This is a genomic window from Pseudomonas sp. RHF3.3-3 (assembly GCF_048069595.1).
Classification (GTDB): Bacteria; Pseudomonadota; Gammaproteobacteria; order Pseudomonadales; family Pseudomonadaceae; genus Aquipseudomonas; species Aquipseudomonas fuscovaginae_B.
The window spans coordinates 1478685-1501957 of the sequence record NZ_CP182250.1 but is presented as its reverse complement, the minus strand read 5'-3'; the positions used below and the strand labels follow the sequence as shown (position 1 = coordinate 1501957).

18 protein-coding genes are annotated in these 23273 nt (G+C 64.7%); 7 read left to right on the top strand and 11 right to left on the bottom strand.

Annotated features, from left to right (window positions below):
- Positions 1-18: 18 nt before the first annotated feature.
- From nagA to nagE, 4 genes are read left to right on the top strand one after another with little or no spacing between them, the layout of a single operon-like run.
- Positions 19-1125 carry an N-acetylglucosamine-6-phosphate deacetylase gene (gene nagA, locus ACMGT0_RS06770; protein ID WP_054061878.1) on the top strand — a complete coding sequence of 369 codons (1107 nt, stop codon included), beginning with the start codon at positions 19-21 and terminating at the stop codon, positions 1123-1125.
- Positions 1106-2128 (top strand): SIS domain-containing protein, encoded by a 1023-nt coding sequence (locus tag ACMGT0_RS06765; protein ID WP_152974370.1) that lies wholly within the window; start codon positions 1106-1108, stop codon positions 2126-2128. Before nagA ends, ACMGT0_RS06765 begins: the two co-directional genes overlap by 20 nt.
- 13 nt (positions 2129-2141) lie before the next feature.
- Positions 2142-4661, top strand: coding sequence for a phosphoenolpyruvate--protein phosphotransferase (gene ptsP / locus ACMGT0_RS06760; RefSeq protein ID WP_416771952.1), 2520 nt, complete (start codon positions 2142-2144; stop codon positions 4659-4661).
- A 20-nt stretch (positions 4662-4681) separates the two neighbouring features.
- Positions 4682-6424, top strand: coding sequence for an N-acetylglucosamine-specific PTS transporter subunit IIBC (nagE, locus tag ACMGT0_RS06755; RefSeq protein ID WP_416771951.1), 1743 nt, complete (start codon positions 4682-4684; stop codon positions 6422-6424).
- Here nagE and ACMGT0_RS06750 read toward each other — a convergent pair.
- The gene (locus ACMGT0_RS06750; RefSeq protein ID WP_054061882.1) at positions 6363-6674 is read right to left on the bottom strand and encodes a YqfO family protein; all 312 of its coding nucleotides are present in this window, start codon (positions 6672-6674) and stop codon (positions 6363-6365) included. The two genes, nagE and ACMGT0_RS06750, sit on opposite strands and share 62 nt — an antisense overlap.
- 7 nt (positions 6675-6681) lie before the next feature.
- The gene (purL, locus tag ACMGT0_RS06745) at positions 6682-10578 is read right to left on the bottom strand and encodes a phosphoribosylformylglycinamidine synthase (protein WP_416771949.1); all 3897 of its coding nucleotides are present in this window, start codon (positions 10576-10578) and stop codon (positions 6682-6684) included.
- Between the two features lie 286 nt (positions 10579-10864).
- Between purL and mltF the strand changes: the two genes are divergently transcribed.
- Positions 10865-12325, top strand: a complete 1461-nt coding sequence (mltF, locus tag ACMGT0_RS06740; protein ID WP_054061883.1) for a membrane-bound lytic murein transglycosylase MltF — start codon at positions 10865-10867, stop codon at positions 12323-12325.
- 1 nt (position 12326) lies between these two features.
- On the opposite strand, the gene pdxJ is transcribed toward mltF, so the two are convergent.
- From pdxJ to lptF, 9 genes are all read right to left on the bottom strand, one after another.
- Positions 12327-13073: a pyridoxine 5'-phosphate synthase gene (gene pdxJ, locus ACMGT0_RS06735; protein WP_054059215.1), complete on the bottom strand. Its 747-nt coding sequence runs from the start codon at positions 13071-13073 to the stop codon at positions 12327-12329.
- A gap of 103 nt (positions 13074-13176) precedes the next feature.
- The gene (gene recO / locus ACMGT0_RS06730) at positions 13177-13866 is read right to left on the bottom strand and encodes a DNA repair protein RecO (protein WP_273826373.1); all 690 of its coding nucleotides are present in this window, start codon (positions 13864-13866) and stop codon (positions 13177-13179) included.
- Between the two features lie 116 nt (positions 13867-13982).
- Positions 13983-14885: a GTPase Era gene (gene era, locus ACMGT0_RS06725; RefSeq protein WP_017904943.1), complete on the bottom strand. Its 903-nt coding sequence runs from the start codon at positions 14883-14885 to the stop codon at positions 13983-13985.
- On the bottom strand, positions 14878-15567 hold the full coding sequence (gene rnc, locus ACMGT0_RS06720) for a ribonuclease III (RefSeq protein ID WP_054059217.1): 690 nt from the start codon (positions 15565-15567) through the stop codon (positions 14878-14880). The genes era and rnc overlap by 8 nt, the downstream gene beginning before the upstream one ends.
- Positions 15564-15941, bottom strand: coding sequence for a DUF4845 domain-containing protein (locus ACMGT0_RS06715; protein ID WP_054061884.1), 378 nt, complete (start codon positions 15939-15941; stop codon positions 15564-15566). The genes rnc and ACMGT0_RS06715 overlap by 4 nt, the downstream gene beginning before the upstream one ends.
- Before the next feature lie 66 nt (positions 15942-16007).
- A complete protein-coding gene (gene lepB, locus ACMGT0_RS06710) occupies positions 16008-16862 on the bottom strand; it encodes a signal peptidase I (RefSeq protein ID WP_054059219.1) in 855 nt (284 codons plus the stop codon).
- A 5-nt stretch (positions 16863-16867) separates the two neighbouring features.
- Positions 16868-18667: a translation elongation factor 4 gene (gene lepA / locus ACMGT0_RS06705; RefSeq protein ID WP_020481066.1), complete on the bottom strand. Its 1800-nt coding sequence runs from the start codon at positions 18665-18667 to the stop codon at positions 16868-16870.
- A 169-nt stretch (positions 18668-18836) separates the two neighbouring features.
- Positions 18837-19898: an LPS export ABC transporter permease LptG gene (lptG, locus tag ACMGT0_RS06700; protein WP_054059220.1), complete on the bottom strand. Its 1062-nt coding sequence runs from the start codon at positions 19896-19898 to the stop codon at positions 18837-18839.
- Positions 19891-21009: an LPS export ABC transporter permease LptF gene (gene lptF, locus ACMGT0_RS06695; RefSeq protein WP_054059221.1), complete on the bottom strand. Its 1119-nt coding sequence runs from the start codon at positions 21007-21009 to the stop codon at positions 19891-19893. Before lptF ends, lptG begins: the two co-directional genes overlap by 8 nt.
- Positions 21010-21288: 279 nt before the next feature.
- Here lptF and ACMGT0_RS06690 point away from each other — a divergent pair, with 279 nt between their 5' ends.
- Together ACMGT0_RS06690 and ACMGT0_RS06685 are read left to right on the top strand one after the other, a co-directional pair.
- The gene (locus tag ACMGT0_RS06690; protein WP_416771944.1) at positions 21289-22779 is read left to right on the top strand and encodes a leucyl aminopeptidase; all 1491 of its coding nucleotides are present in this window, start codon (positions 21289-21291) and stop codon (positions 22777-22779) included.
- A 60-nt stretch (positions 22780-22839) separates the two neighbouring features.
- On the top strand, positions 22840-23268 hold the full coding sequence (locus ACMGT0_RS06685; RefSeq protein ID WP_054059223.1) for a DNA polymerase III subunit chi: 429 nt from the start codon (positions 22840-22842) through the stop codon (positions 23266-23268).
- Positions 23269-23273 lie beyond the last annotated feature (5 nt).

Here is a 23273-nt window from a genome sequence, read left to right as displayed (position 1 = left end):
CAGCCCGGGGAAGCCGCCATGTCCGAAGACAACATCCTGACCGCCCAAGGCTGGGTTCGCGGTCGCCTGATCCACCGGCAAGGCCGGGTGCTGCGCATCGAAGGCGAGCCCTGCGAGCCGGCCGACAACGACCTGCCCTACCTGCTGCCGGGCTTCATCGACCTGCATGTCCACGGCGGTGGCGGCAGGGACATCATGCAGGGTGGCGATGCCTTCGAGACCATCGCCCGCACCCACCTGCGCTTCGGCACCACCTCCCTGCTGGCGACCACCATGACCGCGCCATCCGAAGAGATCGGCGCGATCCTCGCCCAACTCGGCCCCTGTTGCGAACAACGCCCGCCAGGCACGGCGCGTATCCTCGGCGTGCACCTAGAAGGCCCGTTCATCAACCCCGGCAAGCTCGGCGCCCAGCCGAATTTCGCCCACACCGCGATCGCCGCCGAAGTCGATGAATACCTGCGCCTCGCGCCGATCCGGGTGATCACCATCGCCCCGGAAATCGCCGGCCACGAACACCTGATCCGCAGCCTCAGCCAACGCGGCATTCGCATGCAGATCGGCCACACCCTGGGCAGCTACGAGGAAGGCGTCGCCGCCCTCGCCGCCGGGGCCAGCAGTTTCACCCACCTGTACAACGCCATGAGCCCGCTGCACCACCGCGAACCGGGCATCGTCGGGGCCGCGCTGGCCCACGCGCGCTACGCCGAGCTGATCCCCGATCTGTTGCACGTGCACCCGGGGGCGATGCGCGTAGCACTGCGCTCGATACCCTGCCTCTACTGCGTGACCGACTCGACCGCCGCCGCCGGCATGCCCGATGGCGAGTACCGGCTCGGCAGCCACACCGTGACCAAGTGCCTGGGCGGCGTGCGGTTGGCCGATGGCACCCTGGCCGGCAGCACCCTGACCATGGACCAGGCCCTGCGCAACCTGGTGAAGATCGGCCTGCCCATCGCCGAAGCCTCGCAACGGCTCTCGCAGTTTCCCGCCGACTATCTCGGCCTCACCGAACGCGGGCGCCTGCAGCCGGGGAGCTGGGCCGACTGCGTGCGCCTGGATCGCTCACTGACACTGACCGCGGTAATGGTCGAAGGAGAAGCCGTTGACTTGCAGAATGCTTGAAGAGGCGCTGTCCTCCCATGAGGCGGTCAGCCGCCAGTTGCAGGGGCTCGATGACCAACTGATCGCCATCGGCGCGCGTCTGCGCGAGCGGCCGCCCCAGGTCGCGATGACCGTCGCCCGCGGCAGCTCCGACCATGCCGCCAGCTACTTCGCCTACCTGACCATGCAACAGACCGGCGTGCCGGTGGCCTCGCTGCCGATGTCGGTGGTCACCCTGCGGCACTCGCCACTGCAGGTCCACGGCCAGGCGGTATTCGCCTTTTCCCAGTCCGGGCAGAGTCCCGACCTGGTCGACAGCCTGCACCTGCTGCGCGACCGCGGGGCCCTGAGCGTGGCCATGGTGAACGTCCCCGACTCACCGTTGCAGGCCGCCTGCGAATACACCCTCCCGTTGCTGGCCGGGCCCGAACAGAGCGTCGCCGCGACCAAGAGTTTCATCGCCACCCTCAGTGCCAGCGCCCGGCTGCTGGGTTACTGGCAATACGACCCGGCATTGCTGGAGGCCGGCCGGGCCCTGCCCGAAGGCCTGCAACAGGCGGCGGCACAGGACTGGAGCCCGGCCCTGGAGGTGTTGCGCGCCAGCGAACGGCTGATGGTGATCGGCCGTGGCGCCGGCTTCGCCATCGCCCAGGAAGCCGCGCTGAAATTCAAGGAAACCTCGGCGATCCAGGCGGAAGCCTTCAGCAGCGCGGAGGTCCGTCACGGTCCGATGGCCCTGATCGAGGCCGGTTATCCACTGCTGGTCTTCGCCCCCCGTGGCGCGGAGCAGGCCGGGCTGCTCAAGCTCGCCAGCGACATGCGCCAGCGCGGTGCGCGGGTGCTGCTCGCCGCCCCCACCGACATCGCCGAGCGTGACCTGGACCTGGCCTGCGCGCGCCACCCGGCCCTCGACCCGATCCTGGCGATCCAGAGTTTCTACGTGATGGCCGCGCAACTGGCCGTGGCCCGCGGCATGGACCCCGACCAACCGCGTCACCTGAGCAAAGTCACCCGTACCCACTGACGAGTACCGTGCCATGCATAACAACAATAATGAGCTCACCCTCGGCGCACCGCTGAGCGGTCCCGTAATGCCACTCCCGGCCATCGACGATGCCGTGTTCGCCAGTGGTGCCCTGGGCGAAGGCATCGCCATCGACCCGCTCAACGACAGCCTGCATGCGCCCTGCGCCGGGGTGATCATACACGTCGCACGCACCCGGCACTCCCTGACCCTGCGGGCCGACAACGGCGCCGAGCTGCTGTTGCACCTGGGCCTGGATACCGTCGCCCTGCAGGGCGAAGGCTTTGTCCTGCTGGTCGGTGAAGGGGATCGGGTCGAGGCGGGCCAGGCCCTGCTGCGATTCGACCTGGACCAGGTCGCCCGCCACAGCAGGAGCCTGGTCAGCCCGCTGGTGCTGACCAATGGCGAACGTTACGAGCTGCGAACCCGACCGCTCGACTCGGTCAAGGTCGGCGACCCCGTGTTGCAGGTCGTCCCACGCCAGTCGGCCCAGCCGTCGACGGCCATGGCGGACAACGGCGACGACGAGGTCCGCGGCAGTGTCCGGGTCGCCCACCGTGGCGGTCTGCACGCCCGGCCGGCCGCCCTGCTGCGCCAGACGGCACAGGGCTTCGACTGCAGCGCGCGACTGCATCTGGGCGATCGGTCGGCCTCTCTCGACAGCCTGATCGGCATCATGGGGCTGGGCGTCGAGGAACAGGCCCAGGTGCAAGTCAGTTGCCGGGGCAAGGATCGTGAGGCAGCCATACAGGCCCTGTTGCAGGTGCTGCAAACGCCGTTGGCCGAAGACCACCACCACGCCGTCCCGCCCCAGCCAATCGCCACTCGGCCCGCCGAGGCCGGTGTGCTGCACGGGGTATGCGCCGCGCCAGGATTGGTCAGCGGTCCGTTGGCGCGACTGCAGGCCATCCAGCTGCCACCCGACTGCGGCCCGCATGACGTCGAGGAACAACGGCAGGCCTTGACCGGCGCGCTGGAACAGGTGCGCAGGGAAATCCATACGACCCTGCAGCAAGCCATGGCGCGCGGGGATCATGCCGAACAGGCGATCTTCAATGCCCACCTGGCGCTACTCGAAGACCCGGCCCTGCTCGACATCGCCGCCCAGGCCATTGCCCATGGCCGCGCCGCCAGCCACGCCTGGAGCCAGGCGATCGAGAGCCAGTGCCAGGTCCTGCTGCAACTGGGCAATCCGCTGCTCGCCGAACGCACCAATGACCTGCGCGACCTGCGCCAGCGGGTACTGCGCATCCTGCTCGGCGACACCTGGCACTACGAACTGCCGCCGGGGGCGATCGTCGCCGCCCATGAACTGACACCGTCCGATCTGCTGCTGATCAGCCGGCAGGACGTCGCCGGGCTGTGCATGGCCGAAGGCGGGGCCACCTCCCATGTCGCCATTCTCGCCCGCGCCAAGGGCCTGCCCTGCCTGGTCGCCCTGGGTGCGCCGCTGCTGGAGGTCGCCCCCGGCCAGCAGGTGGTGCTCGATGCCGATCACGGCCGCCTCGAACTGACGCCCGACCAGGCTCGCCTCGACGGCGTCGCCATCGCCCGCGAGCACCATCAACTGCGCCGTCAGCGCCAGCAGGAACTCAGCCTCTCGCCGGCCCATACGCGCGACGGTCTGTCGATCGAGGTGGCAGCCAATGTCGCCTCGGCCGAGGAAGCCCAGCAGGCCCACCAGAGTGGTGCCGACGGTGTCGGCCTGCTGCGCACCGAGTTCCTCTTCGTCGACCGCCAGACCGCCCCCGACGAACGGGAACAGCTGAATGCCTACCAGGCGGTGGTCGACGCCATGGGCGACAAGCCGGTGATCATCCGTACCATCGATGTCGGTGGCGACAAGCAACTCGACTACCTGCCGCTGCCCGTTGAAGCCAACCCGGTGCTCGGCCTGCGCGGCATCCGTCTGGCCCAGGCCCGGCCGGAACTGCTGGAGCAGCAACTGCGGGCGCTGCTGCAGGTCAGCCCCATGCAACGCTGCCGAATTCTGCTGCCCATGGTCAGCGAGGTCGACGAGCTGTTGCCTATTCGCCGCTGCCTGGAGCGCCTGGCCGACGAGTTGGGCCTCAGCGAGCGCCCGCAACTGGGCGTCATGATCGAAGTACCCTGCGCGGCACTGCTGGCCGGGCAACTGGCCGAGCACGCCGACTTCCTCTCCATCGGCACCAACGACCTGTCGCAATACACCCTGGCCATGGACCGTGATCATGCCGGCCTGGCGGCGCGAGTCGATGCCCTGCACCCGGCGGTGCTGCAACTGATCGCCAGCACCTGCGCCGGGGCCGCACGGCACCAACGCTGGGTGGGCGTCTGCGGCGCCCTTGCCTCGGACCCGCTGGCCACGCCGGTACTGGTTGGCCTGGGCGTCACCGAGCTGTCGGTGAGCCCGCCACAGATCGGCGAAATCAAGGAGCGGGTGCGCAGCCTCGATGCCGCCCAATGCCGCCGTATCAGTCAGTCGCTGCTCCAGCTCGGCAGCGCCGCGAGCGTGCGCGAAGCTTGCCACCAGCAGTGGCCACTGGACCGATAACAACAATAAGGAGAGCCAACATGTACCAGCTGTTTATCGAAGGCCTGCAACGTCTCGGCCGGGCCCTGATGCTGCCCATCGCCATCCTGCCGATCGCCGGCCTGCTGCTGCGCCTGGGTGACGCCGACCTGCTGGACATCGCGATCATCCACGATGCCGGCAACGCCATCTTCACCAACCTGGCCCTGATCTTCGCCATCGGCATCGCCGTCGGCTTCGCCCGTGACAACAACGGCACCGCCGGGCTGGCGGGGGTCATCGGCTACCTGGTGCTGGTGGCCACGCTGAAGGTCATCGACGCCGAGATCAACATGGGCATGCTTGCGGGAATCATCAGCGGCCTGCTCGGCGGGGCGCTGTACAACCGCTTCAAGGACATCAAGCTACCCGAATACCTGGCCTTCTTCGGCGGCCGGCGCTTCGTACCGATCGTCACCGGCTTTTCCGCGGTCGGCCTGGGGCTGGTGTTCGGCCTGATCTGGCCGCCGATCCAGCACGGGATCAACAGCCTGGGACTGATGATGGTCGAAAGCGGCAGCATCGGCGCGTTCATCTTCGGCGTGTTCAACCGCCTGCTGATCGTCACCGGCCTGCACCACATCCTCAACAACATGATGTGGTTCGTCTTCGGCAGCTTCACCGACCCGGACACCGGCCGAGTGGTCACCGGCGACCTGGCACGCTACTTCGCCGGCGACCCCAGGGCCGGGCAATTCATGACCGGCATGTTCCCGGTGATGGTCTTCGGCCTGCCCGCCGCCTGCCTGGCGATGTACCGCAACGCCCTGCCCGAACGGCGCAAGCTGATGGGTGGCATCCTGCTGTCGATGGCGCTGACCTCGTTCCTCACCGGCGTGACCGAACCCATCGAGTTCGCCTTCATGTTCCTCGCGCCGCTGCTCTATGTGGTTCATGCACTGTTGACCGGGCTGTCGATGGCGATCACCAACCTGCTCGACATCCATCTCGGCTTCACCTTTTCCGGTGGTGCCATCGACATGGCCCTGGGCTGGGGCAAGTCCACCAATGGCTGGCTGGTGTTGCCGGTTGGCCTGGCCTACGCGGCGATCTACTACGCGGTGTTCGATTTCTGCATCCGGCGTTTCGACCTCAAGACCCCGGGACGCGAGATTATCGCCAATCCGGCGACCAACCAGACACTGGACGACAGCCAGCGGGCCGCAGCCTACATCCGCGCCCTCGGCGGCGCCGACAACCTGCTGACGGTCGGCGCCTGCACCACCCGCCTGCGCCTGGAACTGCGGGACCGGGACAAGGCCATGGACAGCGAACTGAAGGAGCTGGGGGCCCTCGCCGTGGTCCGCCCCGGCCAGGGCGGCAGCCTGCAAGTGGTGGTCGGCCCGCTGGCCGACGGCATCGCCGACGAGATCCGCCTGGCACTGCCCAATACCGCCACGCACCTCCCGGCAGCCAGCGCCCCAGTCGCCGTCGAGGTGAACGCCATCAGTCCCGGCCAACTGCAACAGTGGCTGGACGCGCTGGGAGGCAGGGAGAATGTGCTGGCACTGGACTGTGTCGCCCAGACGCGGCTGCGGGTACAACTGGAGGATGTGGACAAGTTGTCCGAAGCCCAACTGAGTGCGCTCGGCTGCAAGGGTATCAGCCCGTTGACAGGCGGTGCCTGGCACCTGCTGATCGGCGTACAGGCCGCGGGAGTTGGCGAGGCCCTGCGGGCAACGCTCAGAAGTCGGCCAGACGCCAGACCTCATACGCCGGCGTTTCGTAGGGATGGCTCTGCTTGAGCGCCAGCACCACCGCCGCAATCAGTGAATCGTCGACGACCAGCTCGACCTTCCACTCGTCCACCTGCTCGACCACACCGGTCTGCCCGAGGAACGGCTGGCTGCCGTCCAGCGGGCGGAACTGGCCCTGGCCCAGCACCTGCCATGCGCAGTGGTCATAGGCGCCGATCCGTCCGCCACCGGCGGCGAATACGGCGCTCTTGACCTGCTCCACATGGCTGGGTGGAACGAAGAAGGCGAGCTTGTACATCGCCGGCTCAGTTCACCCAGACGCGCGCGTTACGGAACATGCGCATCCACGGTGCATCTTCGCTCCAGTCGTCCGAACGCCAGGAGTTCTGCACGGCACGGAACACACGCTCAGGGTGCGGCATCATGATCATGACGCGACCGTCGCGGCTGGTCAGGCCGGTGATCCCGCGCGGCGAGCCGTTCGGGTTGGCCGGATAGGTCTCGGTGACCTTGCCGTGGTTGTCGACATAACGCATGGCCACGCAACCCGACAGATCGGCCTGCAGCAGCGCTTCCTCGCTTTCGAACTCGGCATAACCTTCGCCGTGGGCGATCGCGATCGGCATGCGCGAACCGGCCATGCCTTGCAGGAAGATCGAGTTCGACTCCTGGATCTGCACCATCGCCACCCGCGCCTCGAACTGCTCGGAACGGTTGCGGACGAAGTGCGGCCAGAACTCGCTGCCCGGGATCAGCTCGTGCAGATTGGACATCATCTGGCAACCGTTGCACACGCCAAGGGCAAAGCTGTCGCTGCGCTCGAAGAAGCCCTGGAAGGCATCGCGGGCACGGCTGTTGAACAGTGCCGACTTGGCCCAGCCTTCGCCGGCGCCCAGCACGTCACCGTAGGAGAAGCCGCCGCAGGCGACCAGGCCCTTGAACGCGTTCAGGTCGACGCGACCGGCGAGGATATCGCTCATGTGCACGTCGATGGCGCTGAAACCGGCACGGTCGAACGCCGCCGCCATCTCCACCTGGCCGTTGACGCCCTGTTCGCGCAGTACCGCCACCTGTGGGCGGATGCCCTTCTTGATGTACGGCGCAGCGACGTCCTGGTTCACGTCGTAGCTGGTCTTGTAGCTCAGGCCCGGGTTGCTCTCGTCGAGCAGGACGTCGAATTCCTGGTCGGCGCAGTTGGCGTTGTCGCGCAGGCGCTGGATGCGGTAGCTGGTTTCCGCCCACTGGCGCTGCAGCAGGCGACGCTCGCCGCTGAACACGGTTTCGCCGTTGAAGCTGATGCTGATCTCGCCGTTGTTCAACGGCTGGCCGATCACCGAGACGCACTCGCCCAGGCCGGCAGCGCTGAACTGCGCCAGCACTTCGGCGGTGGCGTCCTGGCGAACCTGGATCACCGCCCCCAGTTCCTCGTTGAACAGGATGGCCGAGATGTCAGCGGCGGTTTCCGCGACGCCATCGAGGGTCAGGTTCAGGCCGCAGTGGCCGGCGAAGGCCATTTCCACGGCGCTGACCAGCAGACCGCCGTCGGAACGGTCGTGGTAGGCCAGCAGGTGACCATCGGCGTTGAGGCCCTGGATCACCGCGAAGAAGGCCTTCAGGTCTTCGGCGTCATCGACGTCCGGCGCCTGCTTGCCGAGCTTGCCGTGCACCTGGGCGAGAATCGAGGCGCCCATGCGGTTCTGGCCACGACCCAGGTCGATCAGGATCAGGTCGGTGGTGCCCTTGTCCATGCGCAGTTCCGGCGTCAGGGTCTTGCGGATGTCGGTCACGGGGGCGAAGCCGGTCACGATCAGCGACAGCGGCGAGGTCACGCTCTTGTCGACGCCGTCGTCCTTCCAGCGGGTGGCCATGGACATGGAGTCCTTGCCCACCGGAATGGTGATGCCCAGCTCAGGGCACAGTTCCATGCCGACCGCCTTCACGGTGTCGTACAGGCGCGCGTCTTCACCCGGATGGCCGGCAGCGGACATCCAGTTGGCCGACAGCTTGATGTCGGAGATCTTGCCGATACGCGAGGCGGCCAGGTTGGTCAGGGTCTCGCCGATCGCCATGCGGCCGGACGCCGGGGCATCCAGCAGGGCCAGCGGAGTGCGCTCGCCCATGGCCATGGCTTCACCGGTGTAGACGTCGAAGCTGGTGGCGGTGACGGCCACGTCGGCTACCGGCACCTGCCAGGGGCCGACCATCTGGTCACGGGCGACCAGGCCGGTGATGGTGCGGTCGCCGATGGTGATCAGGAAGCTCTTGCTGGCCACGGCCGGGTGGTGCAGGACGCGCTCGATGCTGTCGGCGAGCGCCAGGCTGCTCGGATCGAAATCGTCGCCCAGTTCCTCTTCGCGCTTGACCGAACGGTGCATGCGCGGTGGCTTGCCCAACAGCACTTCGAGCGGCATGTCCACCGGGCTGTTGCCGAAGTGGCTGTCGGTGACGGTCAGTTGCGGCTCGGCAGTGGCTTCGCCGACCACCGCGAACGGGCAACGCTCACGCTCGCAGATCGCCTTGAAACGCTCGAAGTCGGCCGCGTCGACCGCCAGTACGTAGCGCTCCTGGGACTCGTTGCTCCAGATTTCGTGCGGGGCCATGCCCGGCTCGTCGTTGGGCACGTTGCGCAGTTCGAAACGGCCACCGCGGTCGCCGTCGTTGACCAGTTCCGGGAAGGCGTTGGACAGACCGCCCGCACCCACGTCGTGGATGAAGCGGATCGGGTTGTGGTCGCCCAACTGCCAGCAGCGGTCGATCACTTCCTGGCAACGACGCTCCATTTCCGGGTTTTCGCGCTGCACCGAGGCGAAGTCCAGGTCGGCCGAGCTGGTACCGGTGGCCATCGACGAGGCCGCACCGCCGCCCAGGCCGATCAGCATCGCCGGGCCGCCGAGCACGATCAGCTTGGCGCCGACGCTGATTTCACCCTTCTGCACGTGTTCGGCACGGATGTTGCCCATGCCGCCGGCGAGCATGATCGGCTTGTGGTAGCCGCGCACTTCTTCGCCGTGGGGGGTGTTGATGGACTGCTCGAAGGTACGGAAGTAGCCGGTCAGGGCCGGACGGCCGAACTCGTTGTTGAACGCGGCGCCGCCCAGCGGGCCTTCGATCATGATGTCGAGGGCGTTGACGATACGCTCGGGCTTGCCATACGGCACTTCCCAAGGCTGTTCGAAGCCGGGGATCTGCAGGTTGGAGACGGTGAAACCGGTGAGGCCGGCCTTCGGCTTGGCACCGCGACCGGTGGCACCTTCGTCACGGATCTCGCCACCGGAACCGGTGGAGGCGCCAGGGAACGGCGCGATGGCGGTCGGGTGGTTGTGGGTCTCGACCTTCATCAGGATGTGCACCGGCTCCTGCACCGCGCCGTACTGGCGGGTTTCGGGGTCCGGGAAGAAACGGCCGGCGACGTTGCCGACGATCACCGAGGCGTTGTCCTTGTAGGCCGACAGGACACCTTCGCTGTGCATCTGGTAGGTGTTCTTGATCATGCCGAACAGGCTTTTATCCTGGCTCTCGCCGTCGATATCCCAACTGGCGTTGAAGATCTTGTGACGGCAGTGCTCGGAGTTGGCCTGGGCGAACATCATCAGTTCGATGTCATGCGGGTTGCGCGCAAGGCCGGTGAAGGCGTTCATCAGGTAGTCGATTTCGTCTTCGGCCAGGGCCAGGCCCAGCTCGACGTTGGCCTTCTCCAGCGCGGCGCGGCCGCCACCGAGGATATCGACCGCGGTCAGCGGCTTCGGCTCGGCATGGCTGAACAGGCCGGCGGCCTGCTCCAGGCTGCCCAGGACGATCTGGGTCATGCGGTCATGCAGGCTGGCGGCGATCAGTTCGGCCTCGGCCTCGCTGAACTGACCGGCCACGTAGAAGGCGATACCGCGCTCCAGACGCTGGATTTTCCCCAGGCCACAGTTGCGGGCGATGTCGCTGGCCTTGCTCGACCAGGGCGAAATGGTGCCGAAACGCGGCAGCACCAGGAACAGACGACCGCTTGGCTCCTGAACCGGCACGCTCGGGCCGTATTTCAGAAGACGGGCCAGCACTTGCTGTTCGTCGCCGGTCAGGTCGCCGGTCACTTCGGCGAAGTGGGCGAACTCGGCATACAGGCCACTGACAGCCGGAACTTTCTGGCTCAGTTGCTCGAGAAGTTTGCCGTGGCGAAAGGCGGAAAGGGCAGGAGCACCGCGCAGGATCAACATCTTCGGGACAGCCTCGGGAAGGGGGTGTGCTTTGAGGCCGTGCATTCTAGCCTAAACCGCCCGCGACGGCACCCGAAACGGCATCCTCGCGCAGGCCGGATGTCGATTCACGCCTCGCTGCTTATTATTAAAAGGCATCAAAGGCATTCAAGACGGTTATTTTTGCTCTGTCGCGCCATTGCGAGTCCCCATTCCAGAGGCCTGCAGCCCTGCCCGGGATTCGCTAGCAGACCGGCACCCATCTGTCGAGATATGGCGGCCGAGGTCCTTTGCGTATACTGCGCACATGTTTTCCCAAACTGCTTTCCGCCAGCGCTGTGCCAAGTGGCTCATCGCAACCGGACTCTTCCTGATGCTCGGCGCCTGTGTTGAGAAACCCAGCACGCTCGAGCGCGTAAAGGAGGATGGCGTACTGCGCGTGATCACCCGCAACAGTCCGGCCACCTATTTCCAGGATCGCAACGGCGAAACCGGCTTCGAGTACGAGCTGGTCAAACGCTTTGCCGATGACCTGGGGGTCAAGCTCGAGATCGAAACGGCCGACAACCTCGACGATCTGTTCGGCCAACTGGGCAAACCCAACGGCCCGGTCCTGGCGGCCGCCGGCCTGGTGGGCAGCGACGAGCGCCAGCAGCAGGCGCGCTTTTCCCATCCTTACCTGGAAGTCACCCCGCAGATCATCTACCGCAATGGCCAGCCACGCCCCACCACGCCTGCGGACCTGGCCGGCAAACGCATCACGGTTCTGAAGGGCAGCACCCACGCCGAACAGCTGGCCGAACTGAAAAAGCAGAATCCCGCAATAGAATACGAAGAATCCGACGCGGTCGAAGTCGTCGACCTGCTGCGTATGGTCGACGAGGGGCAGATCGACCTGACCCTGGTGGATTCCAACGAAGTGGCGATGAACCAGGTCTACTTCCCCAACGTCAGGGTCGCCTTCGACCTCGGCGATGCCCGCAACCAGCGCTGGGCCGTGGCTCCCGGCGACGACAACAGCCTGCTCAACGAGGTCAACGCCTACCTCGACAAGGTGCAGAAGAACGGCACCCTGCAACGCCTGAAGGACCGCTACTACGGGCACGTCGATGTCCTCGGCTATGTCGGCGCCTACACCTTCGCCCAGCACCTGCAGCAGCGCCTGCCCAAGTACGAGAAGCACTTCCAGGCCGCGGCCAAGGAAGAAAAGATCGACTGGCGCCTGCTGGCGGCCATCGGCTACCAGGAATCGCTGTGGCAGCCGGACGTCACCTCCAAGACCGGCGTGCGCGGCCTGATGATGCTGACCCAGAGCACTGCCCAGGCCATGGGCGTGTCCAACCGCCTGGATGCCAGGCAGAGCATCATCGGCGGCGCCAAGTACCTGGCCTACATGAAGGACCAGCTCGACGAGAAGATCGAGGAGCCGGATCGCACCTGGTTCGCCCTGGCGGCCTACAACGTCGGCAGCGGTCACCTCGACGACGCGCGCAAGCTCGCCGAAAACGAGGGGCTGAACCCGAACAAGTGGCTGGATGTGAAAAAGATGCTGCCACGCCTGTCGCAGAAGCAGTGGTATCGCAAGACCCGCTACGGCTATGCCCGGGGTGGCGAGCCGGTGCATTTCGTCGCCAACATCCGCCGCTACTACGACATCCTGACCTGGGTGACCCAGCCGCAGCTCGAGGGCAGCCAGGTCGCCGAAGGTGCGCTGCACATACCGGGCGTGGACAAGACCAAGCCGACCGAGCAGCCGTCGCAGCTCTGAGTCAGGCCTTGGCCGCAGCCGCCAGGATCAGCGCCTTCATTTCCGCCACGGCCCCCTTGAAGCCGACGAACAGCGCATGAGCCACCAGCGCATGGCCGATGTTCAGCTCGTTGATCCCCGCAATCGCCGCCACCGCCTCGACGTTGTGGTAGTGCAGGCCATGCCCGGCATTGACGATCAGCCCCTGGCCCACGCCAAACGCCACGCCATCGGCGATACGCTTCAGCTCCTCGGCCACCTCGGCCGGGGTTTCGGCATCGGCATAACGCCCGGTGTGCAGTTCAATCGCCGGAGCGCCAACCTGTTTGGCTGCCGCGATCTGCCGCTCGTCGGCATCGATGAACAGCGATACCTCGCTGCCAATCCGGCTCAGGCGCTCGACCGCCGCCCGAATCCGCTCGATCTGGCCGGCCACGTCCAGGCCGCCTTCGGTGGTCAGTTCCTGGCGGGTTTCCGGCACCAGGCAGATGTGGGCCGGACGGATGCGCTCGGCGAACGCCATCATTTCCTCGGTCACACCCATCTCGAAGTTCATGCGGGTTTGCAGCACATCCTTGAGCAGCAACACGTCGCGCTCCTGGATATGCCGGCGGTCTTCGCGCAGGTGCACGGTGATGCCATCGGCTCCGGCTTCCTCGGCGTCCAGCGCGGCCTTGACCGGATCAGGGTAGCGGGTGCCCCGGGCCTGACGCAGGGTGGCAACGTGGTCGATATTCACGCCGAGAAGGATGCGGGTGCTGGTGCTCACGGAAAGGCTCCTGAAGAGTGGAAGATTCGCCCCACAGCATACACGGGACGCAGGCCCGCACGTTCAGTTCCATCGATCAAATTCACGCAGCCGCCCTGCCCGCTCAGGGTTTGCGGAATAACTCGCGACTGACCAGCGGCTTGCCACCCAGATGCACGGCGAGCGCCTGGCGCATCAGCCGCTTGGCCGCAGAAAGAGCGCCGACCGCGCTCCAGTCGGCCTCGGCCATCGCCAGCAGCTCACTGCCCTGGAACAGCCCGGGCTGCAACAGGTAGACCCGTTCCAGGCCGGCGTCGACCTGTAGCCGATACATGCCGTCCGCTGCCAGTGGCTCGCCATGGATGTCCACGCTCAGGGCAAAGCCATAACCGAGATCGTCCAGCAGCCGCCATTCGAATGAACGCAGCAGCGGCTCCAGCGGACGGCCTTCGGCCAGGGCCAGCAGGGTCAGGGCGTAATGCTCGAACAGTGCCGGGTGCGGATCCTCGGCAGGCAGCAGGCGGATCAGCAACTCGTTGAGGTAGAGACCGCTGAACAGCGCGTCGCCGCTCAGCCACACGGCAACCCCGGCGCTCTCCATGCGGCCGACATTCTTCAGTTCGCTACGCCCCCGGAACTCGACCTCCAGCGGCACGAACGGCCGCGCCAGGGTTCCGGCCTTGCCCCGCGCATTGCGCAGCACCGCGCGCAGCCGGCCCTGGGGCGTGATGAAATCCACCAGGGCGCTGTTTTCGCGGTAGGCGCGGGAGTGCAGGACATAGGCCGGTTGGCCGGGTGGAGGATTGGCGGACATGAAGCCTCGCGGGGGAGCTTTTACTTGTGGGAGAGGCCGATCGACATCAGTTGCCCGCGAGACAGGTCGGCGGGACCTGAAAGCTTCGCGGGCAAGCCCTGCTCCTACAGGAAGAGTTAGAGGTCGCCGTAACCCAGCGAACGCAGGGCGCGCTCGTCATCGGACCAGCCGCCCTTCACCTTGACCCACAGGTTGAGCATGACCTTCGAATCGAACAGCAGCTCCATGTCCTTGCGTGCTTCGCTGCCGATGCGCTTGATCCGCTCACCCTTGTCACCAATGATGATCTTCTTCTGACCATCGCGTTCGACGAGGATCAGCGCATGGATGTGCAAGGTGGCGCCCTGCTGCTTGAACTCCTCGATCTCGACGGTGATCTGGTAGGGCAGTTCCGCCCCCAGCTGACGCATGATCTTCTCGCGCACCAGTTCGGCGGCGAGGAAACGGCTGCTGCGGTCAGTGATCTGGTCTTCCGGGAAGAAGTGCTCGTTCTCCGGCAGATGCTGGGCGATCAGGCCTTCCAGGGTATCGAGATTGTGCCCCTGCTGCGCGGAGATCGGCACGATCTGCGCCTTCGGCAACTGCTCCTGCAACCAGCTCAGGTGCGGCATCAGCTCGGCCTTGTCCTCGATCCGGTCGGTCTTGTTCAGGGCAACGATCACCGGGCCCTCGACGTACTGGATACGCTCCAGGACCAGTTGGTCCTCATCGGTCCAGCGGGTACGATCGACGACGAAGATCACCACGTCGACGTCTTTCAAGGCCGCCGAGGCGGTCTTGTTCATGTAGCGATTGAGCGCCTTCTCGTTGCTCTTGTGCATGCCCGGGGTGTCGACGTAGATCGCCTGGATCTCGCCTTCGGTTTTGATCCCGAGCATGTTGTGGCGGGTGGTCTGCGGTTTGCGCGAGGTGATCGCCAGCTTCTGTCCGAGAATGTGGTTCAGCAGCGTGGACTTGCCCACGTTCGGCCGGCCAACGATGGCGACATAGCCGCAGCGTGTTGCAGTTGAATCAGTCATTGCCATTCTCCACGCCCAGGGCGATCAGTGCTGAAGCGGCCGCCACCTGTTCGGCAATACGACGGCTGACGCCCTGCCCACGGCTCTTCTCGTTCAAAAGGGTGACTTCGCACTCGACGAAGAAGGTCCGGCAATGCGGCTCACCCTGGATATCCACCACTTCGTAACGCGGCAGCTCGCAGGCCCGCGATTGCAGGAACTCCTGCAGGCGGGTCTTGGGGTCCTTGTTGGTATCGACCAGCGTCAGGCTGTCGAACTCCGAGGCCAACCAGGCCAGCACGCGCTCACGGGCCACTTCGATGCCGGCATCCAGGTAGATCGCACCGATCAATGCTTCCAGGGCGTCGGCCAGGATCGACTCGCGGCGGAAACCGCCGCTCTTGAGCTCGCCGGAACCCAGGCGCAGGTAGTCGCCCAGTTCGAAACCACGGGCCAGTACGGCCAGTGTTTCACCTTTTACCAGGCGTGCGCGCAAACGCGACAACTGGCCTTCGCGGGCCTGGGGAAAACGCTCGAACAGCGCCTCGCCAGCCACGAAGTTGAGGATCGCATCGCCCAGGAACTCCAGGCGCTCGTTGTTGCGCCCGGCAAAGCTGCGGTGTGTCAGGGCCAGGAGCATCAGCTCCTGGTCCTTGAAGGTATGGCCGAGCTTGCGCTCGAGACGGCTCAGGGACAGGCTCACGGTTTACCCACGCTGAATTCGTGGTCGAATTTCACCACCAGATCGATATTCTGGATCAGCGCGACGCGCTGCTCGTATTTCAGATGGGCAAGAAATCGGCTGCCCTCCACCGTTACGTTTAACGCCTTGTTCAAATCCACATCCTGAATACTGTTGACCTGCATGCCACGGGCAACATGGGTGTAAAAGTCGTTGACGGTGGTCACGTCCGCCGCCTTGTCGGTTTCCACCGACATGATGATTTTCTTCATCGACAGATAGTCGAGGTAAAACGGAACCACCTTGAATGCCGTGCTGCTGACGAAGGCCACCAGCGCGAGGGCCAGCAACCAGCCCACAAACGACAGGCCCTTCTGGGGAGCGGCGGACCGCATAGTCACTCTCATCGTCTTCAAGTACCTGAAAAGCATTCGGCGCTGTATTCAACAGCGCCGTTTGGGCTACTTGATCAAGCCGACCCGCGAAAAGGTCGGCATGCGGCTGAACTTGGGATCAGGCCAGCTCATCCAGACCGCGAAGGCCTTGCCGACGATATTCTCGTCGGGAACCATGCCCAGCAGTTCCTTGGGAATGTTGGGGTCATCCCAGTAGCGGCTGTCGTTGGAGTTGTCGCGGTTGTCGCCCATCATGAAGTAATGGCCGGCCGGTACCTTCCACTCGTGATCCGGCGGCGCGCGATAACGGCCCATTTCCTTGCGGATCAGGTGCTCGACGGCGCCCAGCTTCTCTTTATAGAGTTCGGCACTGCCCAGCATGCCCGGCTCGTTACCCACCAGTTGCTCGGCCACCGACTCACCGTTGACGAACAGCCTCTTGTCGCTGGTGTAGCGCACCGTGTCACCCGGCAGCCCGACTACACGCTTGATGTAGTTGACGTTCGGATCGCTCGGATAGCGGAACACCATGACATCCCCGCGCTGCGGATCACCGACCGGGATCACCTTCTTGTCGATCACCGGCAGGCGAATCCCGTAGGAGAACTTGTTCACCAGGATGAAATCACCCACATCCAGGGTCGGTTTCATCGAGCCGGATGGAATCTGGAACGGCTCGACCAGAAACGAGCGCAGCACCAGCACTATGAACAGCACCGGGAAGAAGGACTTGCCGTACTCGACCAGCAAGGGCTCCTTGTTCAGCTTCTCGACCACGGCCACGTCAGGCTGCGCGACGCTGCCCTGGTAGCTGGCGATCGCCGCCCGCCGCCGTGGAGCCAGAAAGACCAGATCGAGCAACGCCAACAGACCGCAGACAGCGACGGCAATGACCAGCAACAGCGGGAAATTTAGTGACATAGGACCTAACTATCCAACCTGAGCACCGCAAGGAAGGCTTCCTGTGGAACTTCCACGTTACCTACTTGCTTCATGCGTTTCTTACCGGCCTTCTGCTTCTCCAACAGCTTGCGCTTACGGCTCACGTCACCACCGTAGCATTTGGCCAGCACGTTCTTTCTGAGCGCCTTGACGGTTGTCCGCGCCACGATCTGACCGCCGATGGCGGCCTGGATGGCAACGTCGAACATCTGACGAGGAATCAGTTCTTTCATCTTTTCGGTCAACGCACGGCCTTTGTAGTGCGCGTTGTCCCGATGCACGATCAACGCCAGGGCGTCGACCTTCTCACCATTGATCAGCACGTCCAGCTTGACCAGGTTGGCCGACTGGTAGCGATCGAAATGATAGTCCAGCGAAGCATAGCCGCGACTGGTGGATTTGAGACGGTCGAAGAAGTCCAGGACCACTTCGTTCATCGGCAGATCGTAGGTGACTTGCACCTGTGAGCCGAGGAACAGCATGTCGTGCTGGATCCCGCGCTTTTCGATACACAATGTAATGACGTTACCCAGGTGCTCCTGCGGCACAAGGATGTTGGCCCGTACGATCGGCTCACGCATGTCCTCGATGGCGGACAGGTCCGGAAGCTTGGACGGGTTGTCGACGTAAATGGTTTCACCGTTCTTGAGCTTGAGCTCGAAGATTACCGTCGGCGCGGTGGTGATCAGGTCCAGGTCGTATTCGCGCTCCAGGCGCTCCTGGATGATCTCCATGTGCAGCATGCCGAGGAAGCCGCAACGGAAACCGAAGCCCAGTGCATCCGAACTTTCCGGGGTGTACTGCAGCGAGGAATCGTTGAGGGTCAGCTTCTGCAGGGCTTCGCGGAAGTCCTCGAAGTCGTCGGAGCTGACCGGGAACAGGCCGGCATAGACCTGCGGCTGGATACGCTTGAAGCCCGGCAGCACGTCGACGTCAGGCGTCGAGCTGAGGGTCAGGGTGTCACCGACCGGTGCCCCGTGAATGTCCTTGATGCCGGCGATGATGAAGCCCACCTCGCCCGCCTTCAGGTCGGCGGTGGCGGTGTGTTTCGGGTTGAAGACGCCGACGCTGTCCACCAGGTGGATCTTGCCGGTCGACTTGACCAGGATCTTGTCGCCCTTCTTCACGCGGCCGTGGCGCACACGCACCAGGGACACGACGCCCAGGTAGTTGTCGAACCACGAGTCGATGATCAGCGCCTGCAGCGGATCGTCGATATTGCCTTCCGGTGCCGGAATGGTGGTCACCAGGCGCTCGAGCACCTCGTCGACCCCCAGGCCGGTCTTGGCACTGCAGGTGACGGCGTCGGTGGCGTCGATCCCGATGATCTTCTCGATCTCTTCCTTCACCCGCTCCGGCTCGGCCTGCGGCAGGTCGATCTTGTTCAGGACCGGCATGACTTCCAGGCCCTGCTCGATCGCCGTGTAGCAGTTGGCCACGGACTGGGCTTCGACACCCTGGCCGGCGTCGACCACCAGCAAGGCACCTTCACAGGCCGCCAGGGAACGGCTGACTTCGTAGGTGAAGTCGACGTGACCCGGGGTATCGATAAAGTTCAGCTGGTAGGTGATGCCGTCTTTGGCCTTGTAGTACAGGGTAACGCTGTGGGCCTTGATGGTGATCCCGCGCTCGCGCTCGAGGTCCATGGAATCCAGCACCTGCGCTTCCATCTCGCGCTCGGCCAGGCCGCCGCAGATCTGGATGAAGCGATCGGCCAGAGTCGACTTGCCATGGTCAATGTGGGCGATGATGGAGAAATTGCGGATATGACTCAAATCACTCACGGGTCAACACTCAAAAAGGTTGCAGGCAGACTGCCCGCCGAAAAATAGCCGGGAATTGTACCTGATGCGCAAGCAAGGCGTCACGTCAACCGGCGGGGCGACAGGTACAAAAAAGCCCCTGCCGGTCGGCAGAGGCTTTTTTCGGGCTATCCAGAGCGGTGCGAGGCGTCTATCCGGCGCGTCGCAGCAGCCAGAAGCCGGCAATCGCACAGATCCCCGCCGGCACCAGCACCGCGAACAGCGGCGGGAAGCCGAACACCAGGCTCGACGGGCCGAGCAGGTCCTGGGCGATGCGGAAGGTGAAACCGACCAGCACCCCGGTGAACACCCGCTGACCGAGGGTCACCGACCGCAGCGGACCGAAGATGAACGAGATAGCCATCAGCACCAGTGCCGCAGTGACCAAAGGTTGCAGGATCTTGACCCAGAACGCCAGCCAGTAGCGACCGTTGGCCAGCCCCTGGTCCGCCAGGTAGTGGATGTAGCTCCACAGACCACTGATCGAAAGCGCCTCGGGCACCATCACCACGGTGCTCAGCAGGTTCGGCTGGAGGGACACGCCCCAGGTCTCCTGCGGCGTGTTGATGACTTCGGTGTGATCACCACGGAAATGGGTGGTGGTCACGTCCGTCAGGGTCCAGTGATCCTGTTCGAAGCGCGCCAGCTTGGCGAAACTCGAGGATTGCAGACGCCGCTGGTCGTCGAACTGGTAGCGGGTCACCCCGTAGAGCAGGCCATTGGGCTGCACGGCGTTGATATGGATGAACTCGTCACCCTGGCGGTGCCACAAGCCATGCTTGGAACTCTGGGCATCGCCGGAACCCTGGGCCAGCGCCCGGTCGGCCTGGGCCTTGCTTTCGGTGACCGGCGCCACGTACTCGCCTACCAGCACACCGACGAGCATCAGCACCAGCATGGGCTTCATCACCGCCCAGACGATACGCCCGATGGACACGCCCGCCGCGCGCATGATGGTCAGTTCGCTGTTGCTGGCCAGGCTGCCCAGGCCGATCAGGCAACCGATCAGCGCGGCCATCGGCAGCATGTCGTAGACCCGTCGTGGCGCGGTCAGCAGCACGAAGCTGAGCACGTCGCCCCAGGTGTAGGTATCGCTGATGTTGCCCATCTCGTCGATGAAGGCGAACAGCGAGGCCAGGCCGAGGATGATCCCGAGCACGGCCAGGATCGCCATGAACACGGCACTGCCAATGTAGCGGTCGAGCTTAACCACGAGCCATCTCCTTCATGCCGCGACGACTCGCCAGCTTCAAACGCAACGGTTCCCAATACAGCAGTCCCAGGCCGATCGCCAGGAACAGCCCATGCACCCACCACAGGCCGAGCAGCGGCGACAGCTTGCCCTTCTCCAGGGCGCCGCGGGCGGAAATCAGCATGGTCAGGTAGGCCATGTACAGCAGAATCGCCGGCAGCAGCTTGAGGAAGCGCCCCTGACGCGGATTGACCCGCGACAGCGGCACCGCCATCAGTGTGACGATGAACACCAGCAGCGGCAACGACAGGCGCCATTGCAGCTCGGCAATCGACTTGCGCTCACTGCTGCCCCACAGGTCGTGGGTGGCCAGTGCATCGCGGTCGGTCACCTCGTTGCTGATTTCCGGTTTGTCCATCTGTACGCCGTAGGTGTCGTACTTGATCACCCGGTAGTCGGCCTGCCCCGGGCTGCCGTCATAGCGATAGCCATCCTCCAGGACCAGGAAACGATTGCCGTCCGGCTTGACCTCGAGGCGGCCATGGTCGGCAACCAGCACCGAGATACCACGGTCCTTCTTGTCCTGGCCCAGGCGCTTCTCGGAAATGAACACGCCACCCAGATGGGAACGGTCATCGGAGAGCTTTTCGGTGTAGGTGATGCGCGAACCGTCATTCAATGCCTGGAAGCGCCCCGGCTCCAGGACGTCGAACTCGGTCAGGGCATCCTGCTTGTTCAGCACCAGTTGAAACTGGTAGGCGCCCTGGGGGGCCAGGGACAGGCTCAGCCAGGCCACCAGCAGCGCCACCAGCAATGCCGGAGCCATGGTCATGCCGAGCAGCCGCTGCTGGCTCATGCCCGTGGCGGACAACACGGTCATCTCGCTTTCCAGGTACAACCGGCCATAGGCCAGCAGAATCCCGAGGAACAGACCCAGTGGCAGGATCAGTTGCAGGAAGCCGGGCAGGCGAAACCCCATGATCAGGAACAGCGAACCCGGGTCCAGGGCACCCGAAGCGGCCTGGGCGAGAAACTTGACGAAGCGCCCGCTCATGGTGATCACCAGCAGGACGGCGCTGACGGCACTCAATGTAACCAGGACTTCGCGAGACAGATAACGAAAGACGATCAAACCAGACACTCCAGGGTTGTCAGGCTAAGGCGGCCAAACAAGCAAACAGGGCGGCCTGCACTGCGAGCCACCCGAAAGGATGGCGCATTATCCTGTGATTGACCGCCCCTGTCACTGCGCACGCTCAACCGCGCACGCAAAGCTGCAACGCAGGGTTGTCAGCAGCGGTCGGCGAGGTTCAAACTGCCGCCTTTGTCGCTTGCGCGCCACAGTGTCGCCAAGCCACCCAGCGCAGAGCCCCGCTGTGCGCCAACTGACCTTATATTCAGGGACCCAGACATGGAACTGGTTGTAAAAAGCGTTAGCCCGGAAACGTTGAAGACCGCCACCCTGGTAGTCGCCGTCGGCGAAGGCCGCAAGTTCGGCCCTGTCGCACAGAAGCTCGACGAACTGGCGGGTGGCGCCATCGCTGCCATCCTCAAGCGCGGCGACCTGGCCGGCAAGGTCGGCCAGAGCCTGCTGCTGCAGAGCCTGCCGAACCTTAAGGCAGACCGCGTACTGCTGGTGGGCGTGGGCAAGGACGCCGAACTGGGCGACCGGCCGTTCCGCAAGATCGTCTCCAGCATCCTCGGTACCCTCAAGGGCCTGGGCGGCAGCGACGCCGTGCTCGCGCTCGACGAAGTGGTGGTCAAGGGTCGCGACAGCTACGGCAAGACCCGCCTGCTGGCCGAAAGCCTGCTCGATGGCGAGTACAGTTTCGACGCCTACAAGAGCCAGAAGGCCGAACCGCGCGCCCTGAAGAAAATCACCCTGGTCACCATCAAGGCCGCCCTGGCCGAAGTCGAGCGCGCCGTGACCCATGCCAAGGCCATCGCCAGCGGCATGGCCTTCACCCGCGACCTGGGCAACGCGCCACCGAACGTCTGCCACCCGAGCTACCTCGCCGAACAGGCCAAGAGCCTGGGCAAGGCCCACAAGGGCCTGAAGGTGGAGATCTTCGACGAGAAGAAGATCAAGGAAATGGGCATGGGTTCGTTCTATGCGGTCGGCCAGGGCAGCGACCAGCCACCCCGCCTGATCGTCATGCAGTACCACGGCGGCAAGAAATCCGAGAAGCCATTCGCCCTGGTCGGCAAGGGCATCACCTTCGACACCGGCGGCATCAGCCTGAAACCGGGCGCCGGCATGGATGAGATGAAGTTCGACATGGGCGGTGCCGCCAGCGTCTTCGGCACCCTGAAGGCCGTGCTGGAACTCAAGCTGCCGATCAACCTGGTGTGCATCCTGGCCTGCGCCGAGAACATGCCGAGCGGCGGCGCGACCCGTCCGGGCGACATCGTCACCACCCTCAGCGGCCAGACCGTGGAGATCCTCAACACCGACGCCGAAGGCCGCCTGGTGCTGTGCGATGCCCTGACCTACTCCGAGCGCTTCAAGCCGCAGGCGGTGATCGACATCGCCACCCTGACCGGCGCCTGCATCGTCGCCCTCGGCTCGCACACCTCGGGCCTGCTGGGCAACAACGACGAACTGATCGAACAACTGCTGAGCGCCGGCCGCCAGGCCGATGACCGCGCCTGGCAACTGCCGCTGTTCGACGAATATCAGGAGCAGCTGGACAGCCCGTTCGCCGACATTGCCAATATCGGCGGACCGAAGGCCGGCACCATCACTGCCGCCTGCTTCCTGTCGCGCTTCACCAAGAACCTCAACTGGGCCCACCTGGACATCGCCGGCACGGCCTGGATCAGCGGAGGCAAGGACAAGGGCGCCACCGGTCGTCCGGTTCCGCTGCTGACCCAATACCTGCTGGACCGTGCCAAGGCCTGACCCTGAGCCTGCCGGGCGGCGGCGTCCGTGAACGCCGCCGCCCGGCCTGCGGAATTCCCCATGACCCAAGTCGACTTCTATATCCTTCCCAGTGCGGATCCCATGGCGCGCCTGGATTTTGCCTGCAAGCTGACCGAAAAGGCCTGGCGCCTGGGCCACCGGATCTACCTGCATTGCAGCGATGCCGCGCAGCGCGAGGAACTCGACGCCCGGCTGTGGCGTTTCAAGGGCGAAAGCTTCGTGCCTCACGGCCCCGCCGAAAGCGAGCCGCAAGGCAGCGTCGTGCTGGGGCTGGGAGACGATCCCGGCCCCCACCAAGACCTGCTGGTCAACCTGGACAAGCGGGTCCCGCCGTTCGCATCGCGGTTTGCCCGCATCGCGGAAGTGGTGGTGGAAGACCCAACCATCCGCCAGGCGGCGCGGGAGAGTTTCCGCTTCTACCGCGAACAGGGCTATCCTCTGCAAGATCACCGTCTACAGCGACTTTGAGCAAC